Genomic DNA, 21,602 nt, shown 5'->3' with positions numbered 1-21,602 from the left:
GATAAGTTCATTTATTTATTCCTTTGCGCCCAAAGCGTTTGAAACGGAGAATTTCATCGCTCGCGCGGAATTTCGTATTTAATATGGCATTTTTCTCCAAATAAAAGTCATTGCGAAATTTTACTATCCCAAGGGTTAAATCAAGCTTTCAAATTTTAATGCACGCGAAAAGCAAAAGCTCAAATCCGCTTAAATTCGGCTGCTAAATTTAGCCGCCTCGCGCATCGACTGCCGACATTACCGCAGCGCGGTTTTCTGCCCTCTCATCCTCGGCGTTCTTGATGGTGTTTTGATGCGGCGCTTTGTCGTAAAATCTCCACGCGAGCGATCCGCACTTTTACGGCGATTCGGACAAGATAAAAAATTGTAAATTTCTTCCGTTTTTCTAGATTAAATTTCTGCGGTTGCCCGCATCGATTTTGCGGCATAAAAGTGTCGTCGCTTCTTTTACCGAATAGAACCGCTCCGCCGTATTCGGGCAATGATCGGCAACATACGGTAAATGATTAGTTATTTCGCGCTTGGGGCGTCGTCCTTAAAATTGGGGGCTAAAGTATAAAGGTGCTCAAATTTTGCTACGAAGCCTTCGCGCAGTAAAGCCTCAAGCGCCCGATTAAAAAGCGCCGTTTGCACGGCCGTATCCGCACAAGAATTTGCGGCGAGCTCGTCGTGCGTTTGCAACGGCTGCGCGATAAGTGCGCGGATGATCGCTCCTCGCGCCTGACGCAGAGATCCTTTAAATTGAGACTGCTTGACGTAGTGTTTGCTTTGCCTGTTCGGATTGTCCCGCCGCTTTTTAAGCGCCGCGCCGTAGTCCATCAGCGCATAATACCACGTTCGCGGATCCTCCTCATAAAGGCTCGCGCGCACGAGCGGCGCGATTTCTTTATCGCTCACTTCCTCGCGGTACGAGAAAAAGAAGTGGATGAAAACGGCGCGGATATTCGTCTCGATAAAAATCGTGGGCTTATCGTAGGCAAACGCGGCGACGGCTGCGGCGGTGTAAGCTCCGATACCGGGAAGCGTCCGCAGTGCGGCAGGATTAGAGGGCACGGCGCCGTCAAATTCGCGCACGATTTTTTTGGCGCACTCGTGCAAATAGCGCGCGCGGCGGTTGTAGCCCAGACCCACCCAGTACCGCAGCACCTGTGTAAAAGGCGCGTCGGCGAGCGCGCGCACGGTGGGGAATTCCTCCAGCCAGCGCGCATATTTGGGGATCACTCGCTGCGTCTGGGTCTGCTGCAGCATAAACTCCGATACGAGGATCGCATACGGATCGCTCGTTTGTCGCCACGGCAGCGCCCGCCCATGTTCGCGGTAAAAAGATAAAATTTCGTTTTGAAACTCCGCATAATCCGTGCCGTTTGCTGCCCGCATAATTCGCTCCCTTATCTTAAATTTAAACCTTACGTATCGGCGCTACTGGGTACGTTTATGCGCCGAACCGCCTTTTGGTATTTTTCGGTTTTTAAAATCTCGGCTACAAGCTCATCGCCGCTCGGCGTAAGCGAGCGGCGATACAGGCGGAAGTGCTCGTTTGCTCGCCGCGGCGTCCTTTGATCTTTAAATCGACGATGCCGCCCGTTTACGGCGTCGTAATATTCGGCAGTTTGTCGTTGTTTAGATCAAATTTTAAAATTTTGATGTCCGCGCAGCGCTTCGCGTAAAAATAATCTTTGTAAAAATAAGCGCCGCAGCGAAGCCCGTGACCGATCGTTTCGTCGTTTTTGAGTTTGTTTTTGATCGCAGAGAAAATTTTCCGAATAGCTGCGCCTGGATTTTTTTCAACGAGCCGCAACGTGATCATCTCTATAGCTTCTTGCGTTTCTGCTCGCCCGTGCCTTCTATGATGCTTCGATACATATCGTCGTAAAATACCTTTGCAGGCAATTCGGACTCTTGCGGCGATTCCGGCGAGATAAAAAATTTTAAGCCTTGCCTCAGGTCGATTAAGTTTCGGAGGTTGCTCGGATCCATTTTGGCGGCGCCATAGGCGCTTCTTTTTTTACAAATATACCGTCCCGCCGCAGCCGGCAAGGATGTCCGCGATATACGGAATAAAATCGCCGAGCGGCATAAGAAGGCGGACGCGGGGCATTTTATCTGCGTTTTAAATTTTACTCTTTATGGCTTCAGGGGTCGCACGCCGCTTTAAATCGATGTTTATCTTTTGGTCGCGCGTCCGCATAAACAAAGCGCGCTTTACCGCGTAAATTTAAAAGCGGCGCCCGAATTTAGCCGAGCGCCGCAATTAAAATTTAACCGATTCGCGCATTCAAACGAGCAGTGCCATAGGGCGCACCTCTTGGTTAAATTTAAGCGGGTGCGATCAATACTTAAACGAGCTGCCCGGCTCGATCAACTTAACCTTTTGCTTATAGTTCATCTTAAGCACCGCAGCAGGTCCGAGCACGGTCGCCTTCTCGCCCTCTAGCCAAAACGCCGTACCCTCCGGCATCGCATAAACGGTCGATTTTTGATTAGCGATCAAAAATTCCTCCAGCCTCTCCTCTCTGCTCTCGCCGTTGTGCCCCACAGGCTTGCCCGAGATGAAGTGCGGATTGATCTGGTGTGGGAAGATGTTGAAGGTATTAAACGACTCAGGCTCGATGATCGGCATATCGTTCGTCGTCATCATCGTAGCGCCCGCGACGTTCGAGCCCGCGCTCCAACCGATATACGGCGTGCCGTCCTCGACCATTTTGCTAATCAGAGCGATGAGCTCGTTTTCGTACATATCGTGCACGAGCTTGAAGGTGTTGCCGCCGCCTACGAATATGCAATCCGCGCTCGCGACCTCCTTCGCGGCGTTTTTAGCGTGATGGACGCCGACGATGTTTAAGTTTAAGCTCGCAAGCGCCTCTTTGACGCGTTTTTCATATTCGTCGTAGCTCCTGCGTAGGCTCGCGTAAGGGATGAAAACGATCTTTTTGCCCGCGAGGCTGTTCTCCTGCGCAAATTTACCGATCCACGACACCGCGTGCGATAGATACTTCGTGTCCTTATAGCCAGAGCTTGAGAGCAGCAGCGCTCTTTGCCTGCTATGATCGCGCTTAGAGAGCTTAAACGCCTTTTCGCTCGCAGCTAGTTCGCTCGTACCGAGCATCGCAGCGCCCGCTGCCAAAGCGGCCACCTTTAGTAGGTCTCGTCTTTGATTTTGCATCTTTTCTCCTTTAATCAAAGTTGATATCTGTTTTGAAATTATATTCCTTTACATATAAAGAGGGGCTGAATATTCGGTTTAAATTTCGCTCGCCAAAAGGCCTCGGCAAAGTAAAATTTTAAAACTATTAAATTTCGAATTCGTCGAGGCGCTGCGTCGTAAAATTTAAAAGCGCGGCTAAATTTAATGAAATTCAGGGCGCCGACACGAGGTTAAATTTATTTAAATTTACGCTTCATCTTTCGGGGTATATGAGCCCGTATTGAAAAAATAGCATACTCCAAAAACTATTCCGCAAATCGGCGCTACGATTAAGGCGTACAAAAATATATGAGCTGCGGCACCTTCCAATATCCCGGTAAAAATCAAGGTCGGATATAAAAGCAAAACTATACTGGCAAAATTTTCTATCGTAAAGACCAACAAACTATCTCCTTGATCCTTGATAAAAAGGTTGCTGTATCGCTTAGTCTTAGTGTATCTTAAAAAGCAGATCGTCGCGCATATGGGCAAAACTATTATCGCGACATCACGAATATATATAAAAATTTTAGACGACGATTCTATACCGATATTCGAAAAAAGCAAATCAAGAAAAAACATTAGCATTGGCGAGAAATAGATGGTTGTAGCTGCCGACGAATAATACCCTATAATCACGCGTCTGATAAATCTATGCCTATCGTATCGCTTCTTTAAATTCTCGGGGATAGCGGCAAATTTCTCGTCCAGCTCTTTCGTGTCTGATTGAAATTTCTCGTCCACAGCTCGCTCCTTTTAAAGCGCTAAATTTTAAAAATTATATCGAATTTAGCTACGCAAAGTGACTAAATTTAGGTCTAAATTTAAATGCGAAAAAGTATAATCGCGCCATGGTTTTAACGCAAAATTTGATCTATGAAATTTTACCCTTGTGGAGGAGATCCCTGCGGGTAGGGTCGCTAGCTACGGACAGATCGCGCGCCTGATCGGACTGCCCGCCCACTCGCGGCTCGTGGGGCGCGTGCTCTCGCAAGCGTGCTCTACGGCAGCTACCCGTGCCACCGCGTCGTAAGTCATTCAAGCGCCTTGGCGGCGAGCTTTACGGCTCAGCGCGAACTGCTAGAAGCCGAAGGCGTGAAATTTAGAGGCGAGCGCGCCCGTATGAAAAAGCACCGCTGGGAGTGCTAAAGCCTAATCGCCGCAGCCTGAAGCACGGAATTTACGGATCATTCGAAGCGCGAAATTTTGAATTGTCCGCAGCATGGAATTTTAACTTATAAAATTTTAGATCCGCACTGATTTAAGCGGCGGAGCAGGGTGCTGCCGATTGCTAAGAGCCTGCGAGCTTTATTTGCTTGTAGATGCGGCGCAAATCATCATGCGCGAAAAGTATAGAATTTTATCTTTTGCGGCGGCTTAAACGCCGCACTAAGCGGCTCCTTGGCAATCAACCCCGCCGCAGTTTTACGAAGCAGATGCGACGCCGCCTATTAGTTTTTTCACTGCAGGCTTTCGCGCCCGTTTCGGCGCCGCTTGTAGATTTTAGCTATCGCAAATTTTGCAGCGACCGAACTATCCGTCCTCGGCGCGTTAAAAATTTTAAATCGATGCGGCTTCTGCGGGAAGCGGAGAAAAAGCGGCGAAATTTTAAAATTTGTTCAATCCGCTCTATGAGCGCATCGGTGCGGGATGTTTTGCGGTGCGTCGATTTGAGTTTCGGGCGGTGCGCCGTTTCAGCGGCGTAGCTAGGCTCATTTAGCAATACGGCTCGCAACGCTTATCGTCCTTGTGACGGCAGGCCCCATCTTGCGCAGCTTTGCTATCCGGCTAGCTTTTTGGGCCTTGGGCGCGCTACCGCATTCTTACGGCGCGGTGCTATTTGAAGGGGCGTGAAAAGCCCTCGCATATCGACGCCCCCTGGCTGCAGCAGCTTTATTTTCCTATCGATGCCGCCCGCGTAGCCCGTGAGGCTACCGTGCGTGCCTACGACGCGGTGGCAGGGGATGATTATCGAGATTTCGTTGTGCCCCACGGCTTGCGCGGACATCTTCGCTAGCCCGCGTGCCGCGGCGATTTCGCGCGCGATCTGCCCGTAGGTCGTGGTTTTTCCGTAAGGAATTTTAAGCAAAATTTCCCACACGGCGCGCCTAGACGCCGAACCCACGGGATTTAGAGCGGGCGTAAAACCCGGCTCGCGTCCGCTAAAATACAGATCGAGCCAGCGCTTGGTTTGATCAAAAATGGCTAGGTTTTTCTCCTCGAAGTATTCGCTTTGCTCGTTTGCGCAGAATTTTTCGCTCGCTATAAGTGTGTGCGCGCAGAATTTGCCGTCCGTGCCGCTTGCCGCTTCTGCTGCAAAATCGCGCGTGTTGTACTTTTCATCTGCGCCGTCCGTCGCTTTTGCAGCAAAATCACTCTTTTCACTCTTTTTTAACGCCGCAAAATCGCGCTGTGTTTCGCTCGCGGCGCGCCGCTCTTTTGCGAGCAGATCGGCGCCGCCCCGCTTTTCATCCGCACCGCTCGTCGCGAGGGCATGCGCGTAGTATTTCTCGCCTTCGAACCACAGCCCGCAAAGCCCCGCCTCATCACCCGCGAGCGTGATTTTACCAAGCGGCGAGTCGTAATATGCGATAAATTTCATAATTGCTCCTATTTTGCGCTTTTGCGATTAAATTTAGGCGCCGCAAACAGCGCCTAAATTTCCCAAATTTCTAAAATTTGCGGACAGATTTTAGCTACGCTTTGCTTAAACTCCGTCTTTTGCGCGCTACTCGGGTTGCTAACGGCTTCAAATTTGCAAAAAAGCTCGGCGATCTTTAGCCAGCCCGCAAGATTTAGATCGAATTTTTTCAAATTTGCCTCGGACAAAAACTCCAAATCATGGTCGTAAAACGCGATCTCGCCGCTAGAGCTTAGCAGCCAAAGATCGCCGCTGCCGCTGTCTGCGAAGATACAAAACTCGCGCAGCAGCCCGCTGTCGCCCTCAAAAGGAAATTTTGCCGCGTCGTTGCAGCGTGCGATCTCATACTCTTTCAGCACTCTAAAATCGCCCGCAATCTCCCTTCCGAAGTATCCGCCTAGGATATTTTTTAGCTCGTTTTTGTTCAAAATTTAACTCCTTCGCTTTAGCTTCGTTTTTTGGCGTAGAGCATAAGAAAGCCAACCATCGCCGCGAAAATCACGCACATCGCAAGCGTCACGATGAGCGTGCCATGCGCCGAGCCGCTTAAAAACAGCCCCGTCGTGTTCATCCCGAAAAAGCTCGTGATGAAATTTAGCGGCATCAGCAGCGACGAGATGATCGTGAGAATGTAGATGTTGCGGCTAATTTTGTCGTTTTTGAGGCCTTGGATAAATTGATAGATGTCCTCGATCCTGACGGCATATTCGCTCATCACGCCTTTAAAAACGCCCGCTTCGTAGGCGTAGTTTTTCAGCTGCTTTTTCAGCGCCGGCTGCTCGTTTGCGCAGATGAGAAGCGCCTCGTAAAAATGCGAAATTTTGTTTTGAAATTTGCGGATTTCGTATTTTAGGACAGAGTGCTTTTTCATAAATTTTGAAAAATCGCCGCGCCGCGTGTAGATCTTTTCGTAATTTTCAAGCTCTGCGGAGTGCTCTAAAATTTTATCGCGGTACTGCGCGAGGATCTTTTTGACGACCGCGAAAAACTCCGCTTCGCTGCTAGGTCGCACCTCGCCGTCCGCGTCATCTTGCGAATAGATCGCGCCCGAATCAAAAATAAAGCGGTAGTTTTGCTCGCGCGGCGCGTCCGTCACGAAGTACACATACTCGCACTCCTCGGCGTAGTAGTAGCCCGAAACGCTGCGCTTTTCGGTAATCGGGTTCAATGAGGCCTCCTTATTCAATCGTTTTAAATTTGTGGAATTTCAGAATTTCGCTCAAATTTACGGAATTTTGAAATTCCGCTGCCGACCAGAATTCTGAAATTTCGCCGCCACTTAAATTTTATCGTATTTGGAATTTCAAAATTCTTTTGCGCTTGGAATTTTAAAATTTTGTGAGCTGTAAATTTCGGCTAAATTTTAAAATTTCGCATGCCGTAATTCAGCCCCTATTAAAATTTAACGCGAGCCGTAAGGCTCGCCCTTTGAGCGTGCCAGGGGTTGGGGGATTTTAAGGGGGAAGGGGAGCGACCTCGCAAAACGAGCGTAGCGACGCAAGGCTTAGCCTGGCGGCGTTTCTTGCGAGCGCAGCGAAGCAGAGTAAGTAGCGCCCCTTCCCCCTTAAGAGAAAACGTCGCCACGACCTAATCTCTAGAGATAAAATTTTATATAGCGAAATTTTAAATTCCAAATTTATATTGCCGTTTCGCTATTTATAAATTTAAAAGTAGCACTTGCCTTTATAAAATTCCGTTTAAATTTTAACCCACGATATGTTTCTCTTGGGGCGGGAAGGGGCCCCAATTACGAGGTCGCTCCCCTTCCCGCCCCGAAAGAAATACACAAAGAGCTAAAAATACTGAAATTTAACATAGTGAAATCTTTATAAATTCGAGCCGGCGTATGCGTTACACATAATCCGTAAGGGGGCGGCGCTCAGAGTTAGCGGGGCGCCCCCTTACCAACCCCCACCCGCGCGACGCTAGAAGGGCGAGCTACGCTCGCGTCAAATTTAAACTGCGGCTTGCGCTGCATATTTAGAATTTTAAATTCTACGTAAAATTTAAAACCGCGAGCCGCAACCTGTACGCAAACGAGTGTAAATTTAGCCGCGCCGCGCGCAGCATTGGTGCAAACACAGAGTAAATTTTACAATCTCGGATAAATTCAAAAGCAGATTTTGCAAGCGTAGGCAAATTTCACAAGCCCGAGCAAAATTTTACAAAATCTCCCTAAAATCATACCCTGCGTTTTTGAGCGCCCAGGCGATGTCCTCTTGATGAGCCTTGCCTTTGGTCTCAAGCGTGATCGTAATCTGCGCGTCGCCGTACTCGATATTGGTCGAGAAGCGGTCGTAGTCGATCTTGACGATGTTTGCGTTGGCGCGGCGCAAAATTTCGGTAAGCCCCGTAAGCGCGCCCGGCTTATCGACGAGCGTGACGTTGATCGTCATCTTGCGGTGCGATTTTATGAGGCCTTTTTCGATGATGATGTTTAGCATCTGCACATCGATGTTGCCGCCGCTTAGGATGATGCCGATCTTTGCGCCCGCGGGGAATTGGAATTTCGCGTTCATCAGCGCTGCTACTCCCGCCGCGCCCGCGCCCTCGACGATGATTTTTTGCTGCTCGAGCAGATAGAGTATCGCGCTTGCGATCTCCTCGTCATCGACCTGCACGAACTCATCGACGCACTCGATGATCGTAGAGAGCGTGATCTCGCTCGTATCTCGTACCGCGATGCCGTCGGCGATGGTGCGGACCGATTTGGAATTTAGCGGCTTTTTCGCGACGAAGCTATCGTGCATCGCAGGCGCGCCCTTAGCGGCTACGGCGATGATTTTGATGTCGGGATTGATCTGTTTGGCACAGCTGCAAACCCCCGTCGCAAGCCCACCGCCGCCTACGGGAACGACGATGTATTCAAGATCTGCGACCTCCTCGATCATCTCAAGCGCGATCGTGCCTTGGCCAGCTTGGACGAACTCATCGTTGAAGGGATGGACGAACGTCAGATTGTGCTCTTTGGCATATTCCAGTGCAAACGCATACGCCTCGTCGAAATTATCGCCCTTTAGGATGATCTCTGCGCCCAGAGCCTTCGTGCCGCTTACCTTAAGTAGCGGCGTGGCTTCAGGCATTACGATCACGGCATGCACGCCGAATTTTTGCGCGCTCATCGCTACGCCTTGGGCGTGGTTGCCCGCGCTTGCGGCTATTACTCCATGCGCCCGCTCCTCGTCCGTTAGGTGCGCGATTTTATTGTAAGCGCCACGAATCTTATACGCGCCGGTGCGCTGCAAATTCTCGCTTTTGAGATACACTTCCGCGCCGTAAAGCTTGCTGAGCTTCGGCGCCAGAGCAAAGGGCGTTTTATAGACGAAATCGTTTATCGTGCGCTTTGCTTGGATGATTTTATTTAGATCAACCATCTACTTCCTTTCGTAATTTTAAATTTTGTTATTATACATATTTTAGGCGAAATTTTATCTCGCGCGCAGCCTAAATCCGCAGCTTATATCTGGGCTCACGCCTAGCTCCTGCGCCGCAGCAGCACGCCGCATTCGATATGGCTCGTATGCGCGAACTGATCGAAGATCGCAAACCTGCGCACCTCGTGCGTAGCGCAAAGCGAGCGTAAATTTTCAAAAAGCGTCTGCGGATTACAGGAGATGTAGATCAAATTTTGAAAATTTTTTATGAAATCAATCACGCTAGGCTCTAGCCCCGCTCGCGGCGGATCGATCAAGACGTGCGAAAAATCGTAGCCGAAAATATCGATCCCCTTTAGCCGCTCAAACTCGCGCCTGTGCGCAAACGCGCTCATCAGCTCATCCGCGCTAAGGCGGACGAATTGCGCGTTGCGAACGCCGTTGAGCTCGCAGTTTATGCGCGCATTCGCGATCGAGCTTTTTGAAATTTCGCTCGCCAGCACGCGGTTAAATTTAGCCGCAAGCAGGATGGTGAAGTTGCCGTGCCCGCAGTAAAGCTCCAGCAGATCGCACGCGGCGGAGCTTTTTGGGCGCACGGCATGTTTTTCGCGGCTCGAATTTTGCGCGGCGGAATTTTCGCAGGCTGAATTTTGCACGCAACGCTTTTCGCAATCCAAATTTTGCCCGGTCAAATTCTGTTCGATGAAATTTTGAGAGGCAGAATTTTGCGTATCCGAATCCTTACGAGCGAAATTATCATCCGCAGAGCTTTCGTCTGCGGAGGCACAGTTAAATTTCACGGAATTTTCGCCGTTAAATTTTGCAGAAGCGAAATTTGCTTTAACAGAATTTCGGCAAGCGGCATCTCGTTCGGCGAAATTTCGATCCATAGAATTTTGCGCGGTAAACCGCTCGCAGTTAGAATTTTGCTCGGCGGAATTCTCCGCTATGGAGTTCTTTGCGGCGAAATTCTGTGCGGCGCACACCTCGCTCGCGCCATCTTTGCCGAAGTCCACGCAGCTTCTCGCCCAGGCGATCATCTTTTCGTTCACGCCGCGGTTAGGCTGGATGAAGGCGTTTTCGCCGAAGCGAAATTTATAAACCCGTCCGTCCACGCAAAGCTCGTCTGTGAGGCTTAGCTCGCCGCTTAGCAGCTTCTGTCCGCGCGCGCGAGCCATGATCGTGATATCTAGCTTGCCCGCCAGCTCGCAAATCGCCTCCTGCTCGCGCTCGCCCAGGCGCTTGTGATAAAGCAGCGTCGCCAAAATCCCGCTGGCGCATGAGATGAACTCGACGCCGAAGAGCCTTTCTTTTAAAGCTTCGTTCCACCTAAGCGCTTCCAGCAGTTGCGGCATTAAATTTGCGATAGGAAGCGCTACCTTAGGGCATTCGTTAATTAAAATTTTCTTGCTACGTGCGCCGCCCATCGTGTAAGCAAGATCAAATGCGCTATGCCAAATATCTTGCCAGATGCCAAATTCTGCCCTGATGCGGTAATTTTGCGGCTGTGAGGCAAAAAACTCAAACTCGCCGTCAAAAAATTCTCTGAACTTATCGCTTATCAGCTGCTTTTTGTATGAAATTTGATCCTCATAGGGCTCACCGAGCGTGCAGCTGCCGCAACTACCGAAGCTTTCGCAATTCATACATCCACTCTTTTACCCACCACGCGCAGTAAAAGAATGATAGCCGCGATACCCAAGATCAGACATCCCCACACGCTAAGCCCAAAACCCGCAGGCAGGTAGCCGCAAATGATACTAATGCCGCAAACGACCAGCGCATAGGTCATCTGCGTGCTTACGTGCTCGATGTGATCGCAGCCTGCGCCCATCGAGGAGAGGATCGTCGTATCCGAAATCGGCGAGCAGTGATCGCCGAATATCGCTCCCGTAAGTACCGCGCTGATATTTACACACATAAAAACGTGAAATTCCTCGCCGCTAAGGCCATATTTTTGCCCCACGGCGTGCGCTAACGGCACGGCCAAAGGCGTGACGATACCCATGGTACCGAAGCTCGTGCCCGTTGAAAAGGAGATAAACGAGCTAAGCACGAAGATCACGATCGCAAGAGCAAAGCGCGGCGTAGCGTCGCTTAGAAGCTCTACTAGGTAGCGCGAAGTGCCGAGCTCCTTGATAACCGAGCTTAGCGACCACGCAAAAAGTAGGATTATGACGGTATTTAGCATACTTTTCCAACCGCCAACCCAGACCTCGATCGCCTCTTTGACGCCGTAAATTTTTTGCGCGATGCCTAAAACGACGGCGATGATCGATGAAAAGAGCGCGGATTGAAACAGCACTACCGAGGCGTCCGCCGCGCTAAATGCGGTGCGGATAGAGGTAAAGCTAAGAGGAGCTGCTTTGACCGCCTCCAAAGTCTCGCCCTCCAGCGAGCTGTAGCCATTGAGATAAAAGCCGATGACCGAGAGGACGATCATCGCGCCTAACGGGATTAGCGCGTTTATCTTGCGAAGTACTACGCCCTCTTTGGGTACGAAAATTTGATCCTCTAAATTTTTGATTTTAAAATCCGCAGCTCCGCTCTTGCCGCCGCGAGATGCGATCTCTGCGCGATACATCGAGCCAAACTCCCTGCTCATCACTGCCGTGGCGACTACGAAAAAGATCATGAAAATATTATAAAATCTATACGGGATCGTCTCCACAAACACGGTAAAGGCGTTTATGTTTTCTATGCCGATCTGCGAGTAGGCCTCTTTGATCGCCGAAATTTCAACTCCGACCCAGGTGGAGATCACCGCGATGCCGGTGATCGGCGCAGCGGTCGCGTCGATGATGAAAGCAAATTTCGCGCGCGAAATTTTAAATTTATCCATAAGCGGCCGCATGATAGGGCCCACGATTAGGGCGTTTGCGTAATCATCGAAAAATATCACGATACCCATGAGCCAGGTGTAAATTTGACCCAAAACGGGAGTGTCTGCGTGCTTGCTAAGCCAGAGCGCAAGCGCCTTCGTACCGCCGCTTTTGGTCACCAGAGCGATGAGCCCGCCGATACACATAACCTGAAGCAAAATGCCCGCATTCCACGTATCCGCCATCGATTTTACCATACGCGAGCACAGATCGGTAAAAGCGAAAAGCGCCGAAGCTGCGATATTTTGATCGACCATACCGATAAGAAAGGTTCCGCTTAGCACGCCCAAAAACAGCGACAAAATCACGTCTTTGGTGATGAAAGCAAGCACGATTGCCGCAACCGGCGGGATAAGCGTCAGCACGCCGTAAAGCTCGCTGTTTCGCACGGCGGGCTCCACGTCCGCAAGCGCCAGCGCGGGCAGTAAAATCGCCGAAAAGATAAAAAGATTTTTTAACATTTTAATCCTTGATGATTGATAAAATTTTAAAATTTAACCCCCGATCGGAGGTTAAATTTTAAAATTCTGCGCGCCTTGCAGCAACTATTCGTATTCACGCGCTTTCTTTTACGGCGATTTTTGAGCGCCTTAATCGCGCAGCAAACTCTACAATTTTACTACGTTTGCAATTTTGCGAACGCATTTTTAAGTAATTTGTCGCGCAGCAAAATTCCTCCGGTGCAAAATACCGCGCGCGGCGTAATCAAAAGCGTTTTATAAGCGAATTTAAAATTTTACTTAACATAGCAAAAGACCCAAATCAAGGTAAAATTCCACAATGTTGTAGCGCTTGCTTTGTCGCAAAAGCGATAAGTTTATCGCACAAAATTTGACGAAATCCCGCTCTTGATCGCAAAGCAAAATCCCTCAGTAAAAATTTTATCGCGCATAAACGCACAAATATCGCCATTTTTAAAGCTCGTCTGCGCGTTTATAAAATTTCAGTGCATGCAACCTGCGCAAGCAAAACGATAAAATTTTAAAGCGTTAAATTTCACCAAATTGCGCTCGAAAAATCCGCTAAATCTATAAAATTTGCAAAGCGGCAAAACTCTAAATTTAAAGCTCATAAAGCTTTTGCAAACCCAAAACGCTGCAAACCTAAAACGACGAAGCGGTAAGCGGCCCTTTAAATCAAGCCCGCTAATTCTCACGCTCAGGCGCATCTTGCGGATCGCTCGTAAAATCATCGCTTACTTGCGTAGGACTTAGTCCAAGCGAGCGCAAATAGCTCTGCGTAGCTGCTTCGCCACCCGCAAGCGCATAGTCTAGTGCATTTAGCCCCGCCTCATCGACTGCTTTTTCGTTTGCGCCCGATTTTACGAGCAATTCAACGATCTGTTTGGTACTTTTTTGCGCCGCAAACATCAGCAGTGTCTTACCCGCGCCCGAACGTTCACAGCCGTCGCTACGCTCGCCTAGCGACGCTAGAGCCTGAGCTTCAGCGCTGCCGATCTGGCGGACATTTACGCTAGCGTGCGAGTAGATTAGCAACTTTACGAGCTCATAATTTTTTGCCGCGGCGGCGAAAAATATCGGAGTTTGCCCAAGCGAGTTTTTATAGCCAACCAAAGCGCCTTTAGAGATCATAAATTTAGCGCTTTGAACGTTATTCATCGCGTAAAATAGAGAGTTTTCCTCACCCGCATTCACCTGCGCACCTCGCTCGATCAAAGCACCGCTAAAACGCTCGTCATATCCTAGCAAAAGTGCCAGATCCAGGGCATTATCAAGCTCGTAAATCGCAAAATCCTTGCTAAAAAGTAGCGTACGAAACTCATCTGCGCCTACTCCGCCTTTTAGTGCCAGCTCAAGCTCACCGTAATCCCCTGCCTTGCGATCCTTTGCAGCGTATGCGATAAATTCCGCTATCACGGCGCTTGCCAGCTCATCGGCGTCGTTTTTGTTAAATTTAGCGGCGAAATAATCTCTTAACGCCTCCCTGGCTGCCGGGATCTCGCCCATAAAATTGCCATAAGCGATGAAATTTCCAATCTTGCGCTCGGAGTAAAATTCTAAGGCTTCAAGCGATTTTTCGCTGATTTGTGCGTAGTTTTTCTCTTTGGCATAGCTCAAAAAGCCCTCGCCATCCATCCCCGCAAATGCCAAGGTTCGCTCAAGCCTTTTTTCGTTCAGCAAGGCTTCGTTACCGACACAATCGATATTTTCGTCCCTGATCTCAGAAGCCGCGCTTTTTAAATTTTGCAAAAATTCTGCGCCAGCTAGCGAGCCTTTACAGCCAAAATCGCTTTGCAGCAGCTCTTCGTCCGCAGGCTCTTTGCTAAAAAAGCCGCGCGGATCGCTTAGCATCTGCTCGCAAGAAGCGCCAAAAAGCGTGCCGCAAAAAACAAACGAACCCATTAGAATTTTTCGCATCGCTACCTCGAATTGCATTTGAAGCGTTATTTTACCTTTAAATTTATTTATTAAAACTTAGTGCGGGCGGTGGAATTCTACAGAATTCCTTTCAACCTTATAAAATTTTGCGGAATTTTTAAAATTTTACGGCGCAGCGGCGAGCGGCGTTAAATAATGGTAGTTATAGGCGCAGCAATGGAGGGCTATATGAGGGCACAGCGATCGGCAGGCTAAAATTTTAAAATTTACGCGCGAGCTAGCGGTAAAATAAAATTTTGCAAGCTGTACAAATCTGGCGGAATTCCGTGCTAAGCTTATCGTGAAATAAAATTTTTTCAAGTGGAGCCCGTTCCGCGGAATTCTACACGCATTAGTAGCCAGATAGAATTTGCGAGGTAAAATTCCTTGCAGAATGAAATAATTTTGCGCGTTTTGCACGGAACAATTAAAATTTCGCCGCGCGAAATTCCGCGCCTAGCGCAAAATCAGTCGCGTTAAAATTTAGCGAATTTCAATCTGATGGAATTTAGCACGACTGTTACAGAGCTAAAGCACATCGCCGCAGCACCGTACATCGGCTTTAAAAGCACACCGAGCGCCGGATATAGCGCGCCTGCTGCGATCGGGATGCATACGGCGTTGTAAAACAGCGCCCAGAAGAGGTTTTGCTTGATCGTCCGCATGGCAGCTCCCGATAGGCGGAATAGATATAGCACGCTTGCAAGGTCGTTTTTTATAAAAATCACGTCGCCCGCGCCCTTGGCTACGTCACTGCCGCCGTTCATCGCGACGCCGATACTAGCGGCTTTTAAGCTCGGTGCGTCATTGACGCCGTCGCCTACGAAAAGCACCCGCTTACCCTCGTCCATCAGGGATTTGATGAACTCATATTTGCCGCTTGGGAGCACTCCGCTTCTCACCTCGTCGATGCCGAGGCTGCGAGCGACAAAATTTGCCGTTTTGGCGTTATCGCCCGTTAGCATGACGGTTTTTACGCCGCTTTTTTGCAGCGCCTGTACGACGCCGCGCGCTTCGGCCCTGATCTCGTCGCTAAATGCGATGAAGCCCGCGTACGAGCCGCCTATCGCGCAGTAAACGACGCCGAAGCCCTTGTCTAAAAGCTCCTCCGCTTCTACTTCGACGCCCGCATCCACGCCGCGCTCGCGCAGAAAGCCCGCGCTGCCGCAAAGAATTTCGCCGGTTGGATTTTTAGCGACGATCCCCTTGCCCGCGATGCTTTCAAACTCGCCGTTAAATTTAGAAATTTCGCCGAATTTCAGCTCGGCAAATTTTACGATCGCCTTTGAGATCGGATGCTCGCTAAGCTTTTGCGCGCTTGCCAGAGCGTAGAGATCTTGGGCGCCCAGATCGCTGAAGCTTACCGAAATTTCGCCCTTGCTAAGCGTGCCGGTTTTATCGAAAACCGCGACGTCGGCGCCTTTTAAAATTTCTAAAATTTCGGGATTTTTTATTAAAATTCCAGCTTTTGCGGCGTTTGAGATCGCGCAAACGATCGCGATCGGCGTCGCAAGACCTAGCGCGCACGGGCAGGAGATGATAAGCACGCAGATAGCGGCGGATGCGGCGTATGAGAGCCGCCCGTCAAGCGCCATCCACGCTATAAAGCTAACAAGCGCGATCAAAATCACCGCGGGCACGAAGATATTTGAAATTTTATCCGCAAAGCGCGCGATCGGCATCTTTTTGTTGCCCGCCTCGTTTAGCAGATTTTTAATCTCGGCAAGCAGCGTCTGATGCGAAAATTTCGTCACTTTCACGTAGATGACGCCGTCCGTGCTGACGCAGCCCGCATTTACCTCATCGCCCACGCCTTTATAAACCGCCAAGCTCTCGCCGCTTATGAGCGAAGCATCGATCTGCGCGCCGCCCTCGACGATAAGCCCGTCGCATGGGATACGCGAGCCATTTTTTACGAGCACTTTATCGCCCGGCTTTAGCGCTTCTGCGCGCACTTCGGCTATCGTGCCGTCGTCTTTGATCAAAAGCGCGGTTTTAGGGCTTAGATCGATTAGCCCCTTGATGTAGTCGTTCGCCTTCATCTTGCTGCGCTCTTCAAGGTATTTGCCGAGCGAGATAAAGGCGATTATCATCGAGGCGGAAGAGAAATAAAGATTGGTAAATTCATTCTGCGCGCCGTGCGTATAGACCCACGCCGCGGCCGTTAGCGAATAAGCAAACGCAAAAAAGCTTCCCATCGCCACGAGCACGTTCATATCGAAGTTTCTGTTTTTCAGAGAGCCGTAAGCGTGATAAAAGAAGTTCTTGCCGCAATAAAACAGGCTCACGCACGCCATCGCCGCACAAAGTAGCGCCTTTGGAACGAAGCTTAAAAACCCGCTCATCTCCACCGCCATTACCGCCGCGGCTAAAATGAGAGCGAGGATCAGCCTAAATAGCGCCGCTTTGAGATTGCTCCGCTTTTTGCGCTCCAAATCCTCGTAATCCACGGCGATGTCATAGCCCAGTTTTTTGATCTTGGCTTTTAGCGTCTCCTCTATGGCGGGGTCATCTAGTACGAACTCGCCATTGCCGTTTGCGAAATTTACGTGCGCGTCCTGCACCCCCTCGATCTTGCGACTTACCCGCTCGATCGCATTGGAGCAGTTTACGCAGCTCATCCCAACGATATTTAGAGTGATTTTACTTGACATTGCGTTAGTTTTTAGGCTAGCTTTTCTGCGACGCTAAAGCCCAAATCGTCCATCTCCTCTTTAAATTTAGCCTCGTCGCGCGGATCTAGGCTTAAACTCACCACTCCGCTTGCCACGTCCACCTCGATCTCGCCGAAATCGTCCTTAAGAGCGTTTTTGATCGTCCTTGCGCAGTTTTCGCAGTGTATATTTTGCGCCTTAAATTTTACGCTTTGTTTCAAAGCCATAAGCCTCTCCTTTGGATTAAAATTTCAAAACTTATACTACTTTTTAATAAATTTTATTTCAACGCCCGCTCCTGAAATTTAAGGGTTTTTCGTTATAATCACCTGTTTTTAAATTTAAGTTTTAAGGAATTTTATGGGACGAGCTTTTGAATACAGACGCGCTTCAAAAGAAGCTAGATGGGGGAAGATGAGTAAACTTTTCCCAAAACTGGGCAAGGCCATAACGATGGCTGCGAAAGAGGGCGGCGAAGATCCGCTGATGAACTCCAAGCTGCGCGCCGCGATCGCCACGGCAAAGGCGCAAAATATGCCCAAAGACAACATCGACGCGGCTATCAAGCGCGCAAGCGGCAAGGATAGCGCCGATATCAAAACGATCTTTTACGACGGCAAGGCGCCCCACGGCGCACTTTTAATAATCGAATGCGCCACCGACAACCCGACCCGCACCGTCGCAAACGTAAAGTCGATTTTAAACAAAGCTAAGGGCGAGTTTTTGCCGAGCGGCAGTTTGAAATTTATGTTTTCGCACAAGGCCGTTTTTGAGACCAAGCTGCCGAGCCGCGACATCGAGGAGCTGGAGCTTGAGCTCATCGACTTCGGTCTTAGCGAGCTTGAGATCAACGAGTTTGAAAACGATAAGGGCGAGCTCGAAAAGACGCTTCTAATCTACGGCGAATACGAAAGCTTCGGCACTCTAAACGAAGGTATCGAAAAGATAGGGCTTGAGATCATCAGCGCAAGCTTAAAATTCGTCGCCAACGAAAAGCACGAATTTAGCGAGGAGCAGCTTGGCGACATAGACACACTGCTCGAGCGGCTAGAGGATGACGACGACGTACAGGCTGTTTACACCAATATCGCATAGGAGAAAAAATGGAAAGCTTAAAAATTTACGACATCGACGCAGAGGCTTTGGCGCGCGATAAATACGCCGTTATCAAAACCGAAAAGGGCGATATGAAGCTGGAGCTTTTCGGTGACGAAGCCCCGCAGGCGGTTACGAATTTCGCTAGCCTCGCGCGCAGCGGGTTTTACAAGGGGCTAAATTTTCACCGCGTAATTCCAAATTTTGTGATCCAAGGCGGCTGCCCGCGCGGCACCGGCACGGGAGGCCCCGGCTGGCGTATAAAGTGCGAATGCGACCGCCAAAAGCACAAGCACGTGCGCGGCGCGCTATCGATGGCGCACGCGGGGCGCGATACGGGCGGTAGTCAGTTTTTTGTCTGCCACAGCGCGCAACCGCACCTAGACGGCGTGCACACGGTGTTCGGGCAGATCGTAGATGAGCCTAGCCTGGCGGTTTTGGACGCGATCAGACAGGGCGATAAGATCATCGATATCGAGATTAAAGAGAGTCTGCAATCGTGATTAAATTTAAACCGCGGGGCGCCAGACCGTGATAAAGATCGGCACGGACATAACCGCGGTGCGTAGGATCGCGGCGCTTCGCGCAAAATACGGCGCGAAATTTCTAAAGCGCATTTTAAAAAAATCCGAACGCTCATCCGCGCTGCGCGATGAAAATATCGCGGGCATCTATGCCGCCAAAGAGGCGCTTAGCAAGGCGCTAGGCACCGGCATCGGCGCGGAATTTGGCTTTAAAGACGCTAAAATTTACAAAGACGCCCTGGGGGCGCCGCATTTAAAAATCCGTAAAAAAATCCGTAAAAAATTTCATATCAAATCCGGAAGCCTTAGCATCACGCACGACGCAAACGTCGCAATCGCGGTAGTCGCACTAAAACTTAATAAGCCGCGCTCAAAGTAACGAAGCGAAGCGGCGCGACAGCAAGAACTCCGCGTAAATTCTGCATAAATTTTGCACGACGAAATTTATGAGGTTAGGCGCAGATTATGTAGAGTAATATTTCGCGGTGCAGTACACGATGCGGCAGCAAACCTTTGACTATCTCAAATTTTATATTTGCCGACTTAAAATTCTACATTCATGGATGAAATTTTAGAGCACAAAATTTACCGCAACGAAATTTTGGAATTTCATTGCGCCGCAGAATTTTGCTTTAAATTTAAGACTTGGAATTTTATAGCGGCGAGGCGGCATAAACTCAAAAGGTAAAATTTCAGCTCCGAATTTAGCGACAGAAGCATAGATTTTCTATTAAAATTTCACGGCGAAATTGCGCTTTGAAATTTACAACGGATACGAAGCCTGCTCTTCCTAATGTATCGCATCATAAAGATTAAGCGAAAGTTCATGAGCCAATGAAACACGCGCCGCGACGGCGTGCGTTCGTCGTGCCCATCTTAAGCAAGAGCTTTGCGCCGTACTTATGCCAAATGCCGCAGATAGCGCGGCATTCTCTACCGCCATGTGCGAAAAGACGGAGGCGGGCTTGCGTAGCTACATTTACCGCTTAGTCTGCCGCTAGTTTAAGCACACACAGATAAGCGGCATGCCCACAGCAGCGAGCGATCAAAATTTACACGGCGAAATTCACAAATGAAATTCCGCGGGCTGCAAATTTAGCGCTAAATTTTTAAAATTTCACGGCGGCGCAAATTTTAAAAATTCCATGCAGGGCGGATTTAAAATTTTAAGCCGCGAGCTCACGGGGCTAAATTTAGCCGCCAAGAAGTTCGCAAGTCTCTGCAAAGTGGAATTTTATCAAAGCGCGACGCCGCAAATTTTTAAATTGCTCGTATTTCGGCGGCGAGTTTACGCGGCTTACGTTTTCGCGCGAAGTATAAATTTTAATGTATATATTTTGACCGCTTTAAGACTGCGCCCAAAGCCGCCTCGTATTTAGAGCCGTGTTTTAATCGCTCGCGCCAAGATACGATTAAATTTAGAACGTAAAGCGTGCAATCATAGCGCTGGCTTACGTCAAAACGCCTAAAACTACGACTAAAATTCCAAGCCGCGACCGAATTCCCGCGCAACGAAAGGCGAACTACTCCGCCTTTTTTAGATTATCGGCGAGCAAAAACGCAAGCTCTAGCGCCTGATCTGCGTTTAGACGCGGATCGCACTGCGTTTCGTAGCGCTGTTTTAGCGTCTCTTGCGTTACGTTAAACGAGCCGCCCGTGCACTCTGTGACGTTTTGACCGGTCATCTCAAGATGGATGCCGCCTGCATGCGTGCCCTCCGCAGCATGGATCTCGAAAAAGCTCTGAACCTCGCTTAAAATTTTAGAAAACTCGCGCGTTTTGTAGCCGTTCGCGGTCTTGACGGTGTTGCCGTGCATCGGGTCTATGCTGTATAGGATCGCTCTGCCCTCGCGCTTTAGCTCGCGTAAAATTTGCGGCAGCCGCGCGCCGATCTTATCCGCGCCCATGCGGATGATGACGTTTAGCCTGCCTGCTTCGTTTTGCGGATTGAGCTTGTCGCAAAGGCGCAAAATTTCATCCGCGGTGCCGCTCGGGCCGATCTTGACGCCGAGAGGGTTTTTGATACCGCTTAAAAAATGCACGTGCGCATCGTCCGCGCCGCGCGTGCGCTCGCCGATCCAAAGCATGTGCGCCGAGCAGTCGTACCAATCGCCGCTGGTGCTGTCGATGCGCGTCAGACACTCCTCATAGTGCAGCAGAAGCGCCTCATGCGAGGTGTAAAGCACCGTCTCGGCAAGGCTCGGAGAGTTAGCGGCGCTCAGCCCGCACGCCTCCATAAATTTAAGCGTGCGCGAAATTTCATCGCTCAGCTCGTTAAATTTAGCCTCCAGCTCGCCCTTTTTCAAAAAGCCCAAATTCCACTTATGCACCTCGTGCAGGTTCGCAAGACCGCCGCGAGAAAAGGCGCGCAGCAGATTCAGCGTCGAAGCGCTTTGATGATACGCCTCGATCATGCGCGCAGGATCCGGCTTGCGCGCTGCTTCGTTAAACTCAAATCCGTTGATTATGTCGCCGCGGTAGCTAGGCAAGCTCACGCCGCCCGCTTCCTCAAAGTCGCTGCTGCGCGGCTTTGCGAACTGCCCTGCGATACGACCTACCTTAACGACGGGACAGCCCGCTGCGAAGGTAAGAATGATCGCCATCTGAAGCATTACTTTAAACATATCGCGGATATTATTCGCGCTAAAATCATTAAAGCTCTCAGCGCAATCGCCGCCTTGAAGCAAAAACGACTTGCCCTCGCTAGCGCGCGCAAGCTCGGCTTTTAGGTTGCGAACCTCGCCCGCAAAAATTAACGGCGGCAGCTTGTAAAGGCGCTCTTTAGCGGCCTGCACCGCACTTTCATCCTGATAAATCGGCTGCTGTAAAATTTTATAATCTTTCCACGACGTCCTACTCCAGCTCATAGC

Annotated in this window: 18 protein-coding genes and 1 pseudogene; 4 read left to right on the top strand and 15 right to left on the bottom strand. The window is 49.8% G+C overall.

Translation table 11 applies throughout. The features are described 5' to 3' along the window. Positions 1 to 510 precede the first annotated feature (510 nt). From Q0174_RS01085 to Q0174_RS01070, 4 genes are all read right to left on the bottom strand, one after another. Positions 511 to 1,377, bottom strand: coding sequence for a hypothetical protein (locus tag Q0174_RS01085; protein ID WP_298041060.1), 867 nt, complete (start codon positions 1,375 to 1,377; stop codon positions 511 to 513). 208 nt (positions 1,378 to 1,585) lie between these two features. Next, positions 1,586 to 1,807 carry a hypothetical protein gene (locus tag Q0174_RS01080; RefSeq protein WP_298041058.1) on the bottom strand — a complete coding sequence of 74 codons (222 nt, stop codon included), beginning with the start codon at positions 1,805 to 1,807 and terminating at the stop codon, positions 1,586 to 1,588. Between the two features lie 522 nt (positions 1,808 to 2,329). After that, positions 2,330 to 3,163: a dipeptidase PepE gene (gene pepE / locus Q0174_RS01075; RefSeq protein WP_298041056.1), complete on the bottom strand. Its 834-nt coding sequence runs from the start codon at positions 3,161 to 3,163 to the stop codon at positions 2,330 to 2,332. 228 nt (positions 3,164 to 3,391) lie between these two features. Further along, on the bottom strand, positions 3,392 to 3,928 hold the full coding sequence (locus tag Q0174_RS01070) for a hypothetical protein (RefSeq protein ID WP_298041054.1): 537 nt from the start codon (positions 3,926 to 3,928) through the stop codon (positions 3,392 to 3,394). 148 nt (positions 3,929 to 4,076) lie between these two features. On the opposite strand from Q0174_RS01070, the gene Q0174_RS01065 reads away from it, so the two are divergent. Beyond that, complete coding sequence (locus Q0174_RS01065) at positions 4,077 to 4,217, top strand: MGMT family protein (RefSeq protein WP_298041052.1); 141 nt, start codon at positions 4,077 to 4,079, stop codon at positions 4,215 to 4,217. A gap of 747 nt (positions 4,218 to 4,964) precedes the next feature. Here Q0174_RS01065 and Q0174_RS01055 read toward each other — a convergent pair. The 10 genes and pseudogenes from Q0174_RS01055 to Q0174_RS01010 all read right to left on the bottom strand — a co-directional run bounded on the left by Q0174_RS01055 (position 4,965) and on the right by Q0174_RS01010 (position 17,340). Continuing rightward, positions 4,965 to 5,786, bottom strand: coding sequence for a methylated-DNA--[protein]-cysteine S-methyltransferase (locus Q0174_RS01055; RefSeq protein WP_298041048.1), 822 nt, complete (start codon positions 5,784 to 5,786; stop codon positions 4,965 to 4,967). Positions 5,787 to 5,839: 53 nt separating this feature from the next. Further along, positions 5,840 to 6,253: a hypothetical protein gene (locus Q0174_RS01050; RefSeq protein ID WP_298041047.1), complete on the bottom strand. Its 414-nt coding sequence runs from the start codon at positions 6,251 to 6,253 to the stop codon at positions 5,840 to 5,842. A gap of 17 nt (positions 6,254 to 6,270) precedes the next feature. Then, positions 6,271 to 6,993 (bottom strand): CorA family divalent cation transporter, encoded by a 723-nt coding sequence (locus tag Q0174_RS01045; protein WP_298041045.1) that lies wholly within the window; start codon positions 6,991 to 6,993, stop codon positions 6,271 to 6,273. 994 nt (positions 6,994 to 7,987) lie between these two features. Further along, positions 7,988 to 9,199, bottom strand: coding sequence for a threonine ammonia-lyase (gene ilvA / locus Q0174_RS01040; RefSeq protein ID WP_298027737.1), 1,212 nt, complete (start codon positions 9,197 to 9,199; stop codon positions 7,988 to 7,990). Between the two features lie 101 nt (positions 9,200 to 9,300). Further along, positions 9,301 to 10,377 (bottom strand): methyltransferase domain-containing protein, encoded by a 1,077-nt coding sequence (locus Q0174_RS01035; RefSeq protein ID WP_366112418.1) that lies wholly within the window; start codon positions 10,375 to 10,377, stop codon positions 9,301 to 9,303. Beyond that, positions 10,366 to 10,845: pseudogene (locus Q0174_RS01030) on the bottom strand (tRNA (uridine(54)-C5)-methyltransferase TrmA); the annotation flags it as partial. The pseudogene Q0174_RS01030 and the gene Q0174_RS01035, both read right to left, overlap by 12 nt. Further along, positions 10,842 to 12,542 (bottom strand): Na+/H+ antiporter NhaC family protein, encoded by a 1,701-nt coding sequence (locus Q0174_RS01025; RefSeq protein ID WP_298041043.1) that lies wholly within the window; start codon positions 12,540 to 12,542, stop codon positions 10,842 to 10,844. The gene Q0174_RS01025 and the pseudogene Q0174_RS01030, both read right to left, overlap by 4 nt. A 684-nt stretch (positions 12,543 to 13,226) precedes the next feature. Further along, a complete protein-coding gene (locus Q0174_RS01020) occupies positions 13,227 to 14,477 on the bottom strand; it encodes an ankyrin repeat domain-containing protein (RefSeq protein WP_298041041.1) in 1,251 nt (416 codons plus the stop codon). 458 nt (positions 14,478 to 14,935) lie between these two features. Then, positions 14,936 to 17,113, bottom strand: coding sequence for a cation-translocating P-type ATPase (locus Q0174_RS01015; RefSeq protein WP_298041039.1), 2,178 nt, complete (start codon positions 17,111 to 17,113; stop codon positions 14,936 to 14,938). 11 nt (positions 17,114 to 17,124) lie between these two features. Then, positions 17,125 to 17,340 carry a heavy-metal-associated domain-containing protein gene (locus Q0174_RS01010; RefSeq protein ID WP_040304091.1) on the bottom strand — a complete coding sequence of 72 codons (216 nt, stop codon included), beginning with the start codon at positions 17,338 to 17,340 and terminating at the stop codon, positions 17,125 to 17,127. A 133-nt stretch (positions 17,341 to 17,473) separates the two neighbouring features. On the opposite strand from Q0174_RS01010, the gene Q0174_RS01005 reads away from it, so the two are divergent. From Q0174_RS01005 to acpS, 3 genes are read left to right on the top strand one after another with little or no spacing between them, the layout of a single operon-like run. Next, on the top strand, positions 17,474 to 18,208 hold the full coding sequence (locus Q0174_RS01005; protein WP_298041037.1) for a YebC/PmpR family DNA-binding transcriptional regulator: 735 nt from the start codon (positions 17,474 to 17,476) through the stop codon (positions 18,206 to 18,208). A gap of 8 nt (positions 18,209 to 18,216) precedes the next feature. Continuing rightward, positions 18,217 to 18,711 carry a peptidylprolyl isomerase gene (locus Q0174_RS01000; RefSeq protein ID WP_298041035.1) on the top strand — a complete coding sequence of 165 codons (495 nt, stop codon included), beginning with the start codon at positions 18,217 to 18,219 and terminating at the stop codon, positions 18,709 to 18,711. Between the two features lie 28 nt (positions 18,712 to 18,739). Continuing rightward, positions 18,740 to 19,111, top strand: coding sequence for a holo-ACP synthase (gene acpS, locus Q0174_RS00995; RefSeq protein ID WP_298041033.1), 372 nt, complete (start codon positions 18,740 to 18,742; stop codon positions 19,109 to 19,111). A gap of 1,144 nt (positions 19,112 to 20,255) precedes the next feature. On the opposite strand, the gene Q0174_RS00990 is transcribed toward acpS, so the two are convergent. Continuing rightward, a complete protein-coding gene (locus Q0174_RS00990) occupies positions 20,256 to 21,599 on the bottom strand; it encodes a class II 3-deoxy-7-phosphoheptulonate synthase (RefSeq protein ID WP_298041031.1) in 1,344 nt (447 codons plus the stop codon). Between the last annotated feature and the right edge of the window lie 3 nt (positions 21,600 to 21,602).

Origin of the sequence: uncultured Campylobacter sp., from assembly GCF_937996225.1 — a bacterium.
Classification (GTDB): Bacteria; Campylobacterota; Campylobacteria; order Campylobacterales; family Campylobacteraceae; genus Campylobacter_B.
This window is presented reverse-complemented; position numbering and strand designations above follow the sequence as displayed.